6 protein-coding genes and 2 pseudogenes are annotated in these 6,410 nt (G+C 37.6%); 5 read left to right on the top strand and 3 right to left on the bottom strand.

What is annotated here, in order from left to right:
* The coding region (locus FTT83_RS15245) for an integrase core domain-containing protein (protein ID WP_151800650.1) at window positions 1–125 on the top strand (125 nt) is incomplete at its 5' end.
* Between the two features lie 303 nt (window positions 126–428).
* Here the strand turns inward: FTT83_RS15245 and hemJ are convergent.
* Both hemJ and FTT83_RS15235 read right to left on the bottom strand, forming a co-directional pair.
* Window positions 429–881 (bottom strand): protoporphyrinogen oxidase HemJ, encoded by a 453-nt coding sequence (gene hemJ, locus FTT83_RS15240; RefSeq protein ID WP_086194909.1) that lies wholly within the window; start codon window positions 879–881, stop codon window positions 429–431.
* Between the two features lie 80 nt (window positions 882–961).
* Window positions 962–1,148, bottom strand: a pseudogene (locus tag FTT83_RS15235) (beta-ketoacyl-ACP synthase I); the annotation flags it as partial.
* Between the two features lie 487 nt (window positions 1,149–1,635).
* Here FTT83_RS15235 and FTT83_RS15230 point away from each other — a divergent pair.
* Genes FTT83_RS15230 through FTT83_RS15220 form a run of 3 tightly spaced genes read left to right on the top strand, consistent with a single transcriptional unit; the run spans window position 1,636 to window position 4,616 of the window.
* Window positions 1,636–2,703: an efflux RND transporter periplasmic adaptor subunit gene (locus tag FTT83_RS15230; RefSeq protein ID WP_240921689.1), complete on the top strand. Its 1,068-nt coding sequence runs from the start codon at window positions 1,636–1,638 to the stop codon at window positions 2,701–2,703.
* Window positions 2,700–3,908, top strand: a complete 1,209-nt coding sequence (locus FTT83_RS15225) for an ABC transporter permease (protein WP_166171443.1) — start codon at window positions 2,700–2,702, stop codon at window positions 3,906–3,908. The genes FTT83_RS15230 and FTT83_RS15225 overlap by 4 nt, the downstream gene beginning before the upstream one ends.
* Before the next feature lie 3 nt (window positions 3,909–3,911).
* Window positions 3,912–4,616, top strand: a complete 705-nt coding sequence (locus FTT83_RS15220) for an ABC transporter ATP-binding protein (protein ID WP_166171442.1) — start codon at window positions 3,912–3,914, stop codon at window positions 4,614–4,616.
* A gap of 59 nt (window positions 4,617–4,675) precedes the next feature.
* Here the strand turns inward: FTT83_RS15220 and FTT83_RS16185 are convergent.
* Window positions 4,676–5,387 (bottom strand): annotated as a pseudogene (locus tag FTT83_RS16185) (IS982 family transposase); the annotation flags it as partial.
* A 117-nt stretch (window positions 5,388–5,504) separates the two neighbouring features.
* Between FTT83_RS16185 and FTT83_RS15210 the strand changes: the two are divergent.
* Complete coding sequence (locus FTT83_RS15210; protein ID WP_180044076.1) at window positions 5,505–5,924, top strand: DsrE family protein; 420 nt, start codon at window positions 5,505–5,507, stop codon at window positions 5,922–5,924.
* Window positions 5,925–6,410 lie beyond the last annotated feature (486 nt).

The following is a 6,410-nucleotide window of genomic DNA, read 5'->3' as shown; positions in this document are numbered from 1 at the left end:
CGAAGAAGCAATTAAACGCATATTTTGAATTTTATAATTTGAAACGACCTCATTCGAGTCTGGACAAAATGACTCCAGATGAGTTTTACTATGACCAGCTACCACAACAAAATAAGGTAGCTTAACTGAGCAGAATATCACTTATAAATAAGCTTTTAGTTGTTCAAACAAGTGGAACCACCTCTGCATCAGGGTTAAGTATATCTAGTGAATAGAATTTTTGGTCTCTAAGCACTTTTTAAAGGGAACATCATCGACTCAGATCCCTATTTGCAACAGTGCCATTAATCATATAAAGCATTAGATATAAATTACTCCTGCCTTTTATGAAGGTGAAAAGCACTGCTTTGTAGATGGAGGGATTCTATTTTTGAGGAGGTTTTAAATTCCTCATTTAATAGAGAGAATGTACTTTTAAATCAACTGGATTAAAACTGCGGTTTAACCACTACTAAAATCACTACTGCGAGTAAAATAATCGTTGGCATTTCATTAAAGAAACGCCAAAACTTATGTGATTTGTAATGCGGGTTTTCCATCAGTTTTTTACGGTAATAACCACAAACAAAATGGTAAATCACCAGTAAGCCCACTAATCCAACTTTCAGGTAAAACCAGAGTGCTTCATGGTAATGCCGAGTTGCATCACCCCAATCCACTAAAAAATGCGCTGTGATGAGAGTGGCAAGCATTGACGGCCACATGATGCCACGGTACAACTTGCGTTCCATAATTTGGAAACGCTGATGACTCGTGCCATCTTCACTCATCGCATGATAAACATATAAACGTGGCAGGTAGAACAATGCCGCGAACCAACAAACGACTGCAATAATATGTAATGCTTTTACCCACAAGAAAGCATCAGAAGGAGCATCCATCCATTCACCCTTTTAAAGGGCAGTGTGGCAGAAGTTGATCATCCATGGCTGAATGATCAACACTTCTTAGCTTAGCCTTCCTATTTTTTGAAAACAAGAAGACAGGCATTTACACCGCCAAAACCGAAACTGTTACTCATCACAGTATTCAATTTTGCATCACGTTTTTCAAGTACGATATCAAATCGTTTTGCGCCTTCATCCAGTTCAGTCACGTTGATGTTTGGTGCAATAAAGTCATTTTTTCATCATCAATACTGAATAAATCACTCATATAGGCATACGATACGGATACAGTCCATTCAGTTTCGCTGACTGTAAGCGTCATGTGTTCACAGCTCATTAGCCATTGCGTAGTGATCCTGAAAACAGCCAGTTTTTACGTCCCATGCATGGGTATTTGTAGTCATGAATTAAGTCCCCATTTATTTTTAAGTGGGAACTTAATTAAGGCTTATCGGATAGCTTGGTAAAGTGTGTTCACTAGAGAGGTTGCTACAATCCTTTTTGGGGAAAGAATTAGTTCATTAGAAAGTGATGATTCAGTGGAATGAGCTTAGATAGTGGCAGTCCGAACCGATTAGGTATCTAAATTAGGAAGGAATTGTTTTACATAATACTTAAAAATAGATTATCTTATTCTTAATTAAATAAGATAAGCAAAATACAGATGCAAACATTTTTATTAGGAAAGAGGGCTCTTTCCGTTCTTGTAGTGCTTATTACATTAATCTTATTTTTGGTTTATGTCCTATTGCGTACAGGACCTTTTGCACCTGTCAAGGTCACTCTGATACAAGTTCAGTATAAATCCATTCAGCCTAGTCTATTTGGTATAGCGACTGTTGAAGCTCGTCATAATTACAAGATTGGTCCCACAACGGCAGGTCGTCTTAAAAACCTTCGAGTCGATATAGGAGATGCTGTACAAGCTGGACAACTTTTAGGGGGAATGGATCCCGTTGATTTAGAAGAAAAAATACTTGCGCAACGTGCCATTATCCAAAAAATCATCTCTCAGCAACAAGATATTCAAATTCGTCAAAAGTTTGCACAGCAACAAGTTCAACGCTATCAGCAACTCACCAAAATCAATGCCACCAGTCAAGAGTCACTCGCCATTAAGCAGCAGGAACTTGATCTTGCTACAACGGCACTTGGCTCAATGCAGCAAGAACTTAATAAAGCCCGTGCAGACCTCAATACACTACAAGCCCAGCGCGACAATTTAAATTTAATGGCAACAGCACCAGGTATAGTCACAGCCCGTTATGCAGAACCTGGCTCTACTGTAGTTGCAGGGCAAACCGTATTGGAAATTGTAGACCCGAAGTCTATTTGGTTGAATACACGCTTCGATCAATCTAGTGCGATTGGCTTAGCCTCAGGTTTACCTGCGCAAATTCATTTACGCTCGCGTCAAAGTAGCACACTTTCAGGTCAAATCTTATGGGTAGAGCCTCGTGCAGATGCTATTACCGAAGAAATCTTAGCCAAAGTAGTCTTTAGTCAACAACCTAACCCTCTACCCCCTTTAGGCGAATTAGCAGAAGTGACAATTAAACTAGCACCACTGTCTCGCAGCCTTGCTATTCCAAATGCTGCTATTCACCGCATCAATAACCAAGTCGGTGTCTGGAAAGTGACAGATCAAAAACTACAATTTATTGACATTAAACTAGGTCGCTCTAATTTAGAGGGTGATGTTCAAGTACTCGATGGTCTATCAGAAAATGATCAAATCGTTTTATATAGTGAAAAACCACTTAATGCGAAAAACCGTTTGCATATTGTAAAAAATCTTGCAGGAACATCTGAATGATTAGCTTAGCCGGTCGGGATATATTCCAGTCATGGGGTAAGTTTGTTTTTACTGGTTTTGGACTTGGCTTGTTGATCGGCGTGACTCTAATTATGGCGGGTGTCTACCGTGGTATGGTGGATGATGCCAAAGCATTATTGAATAACAGTGGAGCCGACCTTTGGGTTGTGCAACAAGATACGCTTGGTCCATATGCCGAATCCTCTAGTGTGCGTGATGATTTATATCGTAGTATCAGGAACATACCTGGTGTGGCACATGCCTCAAATATTACTTATCTGACCACACAAGTTCATTACAAAGATAAAGATATCCGTGCGATGGTGGTTGGAATCCATACAGGTGAACATGCCTGGAATAATTTAGGCTGGCCACCTTACCTTTTAGCGGGACGTCAATTGACTCGAGGGCACTATGAAGCTGTTGTAGACATCACTTCAGGACTTAAATTAGGTGATCGCATCAAAATCCGTCGTAATTATTTTACTGTAGTAGGATTGACTCGACGAATGGTGTCATCAGGTGGTGACCCGATGATTTTTATTCCGATTAAAGATGCACAACAAGCCCAATTTCAAAAAGATAATGCGGCAATTTTACAAGACCGCCGACGTACCGCACAAAATCCAATTTACAATCGGCCTGCTTATCCAGATTTATTAGACAGTGTTCTGAGTGCTCAAACCAGCAATCGTTATGTAAATGCAATTTTAGTCCGTCTTAAAACTGGTACTTCCGCAGAAGATACTGCTGCACACATCCAACGTTGGCAGCAACTGACTGTCTACACGCGTCTTCAAATGGAACATATTTTAATTAGCAAGATGATTGCAACGTCAGCAAGGCAGATTGCGATGTTTTTAGTAATTTTGGCTTTGGTGAGTGCGGCAATTGTGGCATTTATTATTTATACACTCACCATGGATAAAATTCGAGAAATTGCAGTTTTGAAACTAATTGGAACACGCAACCGAACGATTGCCTGGATGATCTTACAGCAAGCTCTCTCACTTGGTCTAATTGGATTTACTATAGGTAAAATCACCTCAACCTTTGCTGCGCCATATTTTCCAAAGTATGTATTATTGATTCCTCAGGATTCTATTCTTGGATTTATTGCTGTGATGTTGATTTGTATGTTGGCAAGTCTAGTAGCTATTCGTATGGCATTACGTATTGATCCAGCCGAAGCAATTGGAGGATAACACATGACCCACGGAATTTTAATTGAGGGTTTAAAAAAACGTTTTGGGCAAGGTGATAATGCTTTTTATGCATTAAAAGATGTCAATATGTGGGTGGATCCAGGAGAAGTTGTTGGACTGATTGGTCCGTCAGGTTCAGGTAAAAGTACCTTATTAAAATGTTTAGGCGCTGTGATTGATCCCACTGAAGGACGTATGACTTTAGGGAATGAAGTGATTTTTGATCAACACTGGTTAGTAAAAGATTTAAACGCATTACGACGTGACAAAATTGGTTTTATGTTCCAAACACCTTATTTGATTCCTTTTTTGAATGTTTTAGATAATGTTGCGCTATTACCTATGCTGGCAGGTGTTCCTAATAACATAGCACGTGCAAGTGCTTTAGAAATTTTAACGGCTTTAGATGTTCAGCATCGTATTCATGCCATGCCTGGGCAATTATCAGGTGGTGAACAACAACGTGTAGCTATTGCACGCGGCTTGATTAATAAGCCACCTGTCATTTTGGCAGATGAGCCAACGGCACCTTTAGACAGCGTTCGTGCCATGACTGTAATTCGTTTGTTGCACGAAATGGCGGAAAAATTTCAAACAGCAATTATTGTTGTTACACATGACGATAAAATTATTCCGACTTTCCAGCGACTGTATCATATTCGTGAGGGAATAACGTATGAAGAAAAAGGAGAAGGTCGTAGTTTCTAAAAGCTTAGAAATTTAAAGTATTTTATCTAGTTGATAGATTTAGATTAATAGCTTAATTTTTTCAATAAGCTGAATAAATTTTCTTTTTATTGCGTTGTTTTAAGTGGTATTCATCTGCTTTGGATAAACGAATAGTTTTTATATTTTTACGATGATATGTAATTGAACCAAATGTCTTGATTCCTCAAATTTGATTTTTAATTCTTGACTTGATATATCCACGAACAGCATAGAATTTTGTTTTTAAGCCTTCTACCAAATGCTCAATCATTTTAATGTCTGCTGTATGTTCATTAGGTAAAGCTGTACTGACAATCTTGCCTGACTGACTCATGATTAAATGCAGCTTACAGCCAAAGAACTAGTCCATTGAGCTTTTACCGCGTGTTGCAATGGTAGATATTTATACCGTTGAATACGCTGATTTTTGCATACAGGCAGCGTAGTCGATCGATCCATAAATAATAATTGCTCTGATAATCTTTCATCAAGGCAAAATGTAAAGCATACAGTGCCAATCGATGTGCTCTGATGAGATAAACTATCCGTTGTTAACAAGGTAAATATCTAAAGAGTTGACCGTGATTTTGCTTTAATGAAAAGAATAAAGCTTTGAGATTATGGAAATACGAAAATTTATACTAAATGGCAATAAACACGATTTACGAAACTTTTAATTGAGAGGATCGTATTTTAAAAATTGCCAATAAGTTACTTCGATTTTTGAAAAAAGTCATCAATCATGCAGAAGAAATATGTAAAATCAAACATGGTTTCTGAAAGCGTAGGTTGTGTGGTAACTCCCTAATAGTATGTAGCCACCTTTTTTTTAAGCCAATTTCTTATCCACAATTCAGGTTATATTGATTTAAAAAGAGTATAAATCCTATGAAATTTATTAAAAACTTGAGCTTGTCTTTTCTGCTGTTTTTTTCAAGTTTATCGATTGCAGTAGCAGAAACAACAAAAGATCCATTATTTGTATTGCTTACCAGTAATGATGCCCATCGTACAAAGATGGCCATCGGCATGAGTAATAATCAATTCCAAAAAGGGCATCCCTTGACTGTATATTTAGTCGATCAAGGGGTTATGCTTGCTTCTAGCCGCTTCGAACATAGATATGCAGAGCATCAGGCCATGCTGAAAAATATAATGGTCAATGGTGGACAAGTCTTTATCTGTAAAATGTGTATGGATCAATATGGTGTTAAAGATGGTGATCTTATCAAAGGTTTAAAATATGCGAATCCTGATGATATGGGGGAAGCAATTTTTCAACCTGGTACCAAAACTCTATCATGGTGATTTAATCAGATTCCTTATAACAAAGTATAATAAAACCTATTAAATCCACGTGACGTTACTCAGAGAACTATAAAGCTACAGCCGTGAAATTTCAGGGCTGTAGCTTTATAGAAATACCACAACTTTTCGCAACAAGAATAGCATTCAGTATTCCTGCTAATAGCTCAGGAAGAGAAGAATTTCATTTGGATGGTCTACTTTTAGATGAAATATGCATTTTCAATTGCTTAACCATTAAATAAAAAGTTGACAATGAGATACCCCAATGTATCGCTTTGAACTAAGGATCAGAACGAAGATTGTTTTTTGATTTATGAAAGAAGTTTAATAATATTAGACAATAATGAGAATACTTATTATATAGGACTTACGCATTGACAGATTCAAAAAAGTATTAAAATGCTTTATAAAGTATCTGTGATCAGACGAATTAAACATGCTTCTACAGCAACTTGTACATTACCCATTTATATGGGCTTTCTCATG

Source organism: Acinetobacter sp. YH01018, from assembly GCF_013420295.1.
Lineage (GTDB): Bacteria > Pseudomonadota > Gammaproteobacteria > Pseudomonadales > Moraxellaceae > Acinetobacter.
Note: the sequence above shows the minus strand (reverse complement) of the source record. Positions and strands in the feature narration are given on the sequence as shown.

What these genes read in the sequence shown, in the direction of transcription:
- FTT83_RS15225 (WP_166171443.1), top strand. Translation starts at nt 2,700, where the DNA reads ATGATTAGCTTAGCCGGTCGGGATATATTCCAGTCATGGGGTAAGTTT.
- hemJ (WP_086194909.1), bottom strand. Translation starts at nt 881, where the DNA reads ATGGATGCTCCTTCTGATGCTTTCTTGTGGGTAAAAGCATTACATATT.
- FTT83_RS15210 (WP_180044076.1), top strand. Translation starts at nt 5,505, where the DNA reads ATGAAATTTATTAAAAACTTGAGCTTGTCTTTTCTGCTGTTTTTTTCA.
- FTT83_RS15220 (WP_166171442.1), top strand. Translation starts at nt 3,912, where the DNA reads ATGACCCACGGAATTTTAATTGAGGGTTTAAAAAAACGTTTTGGGCAA.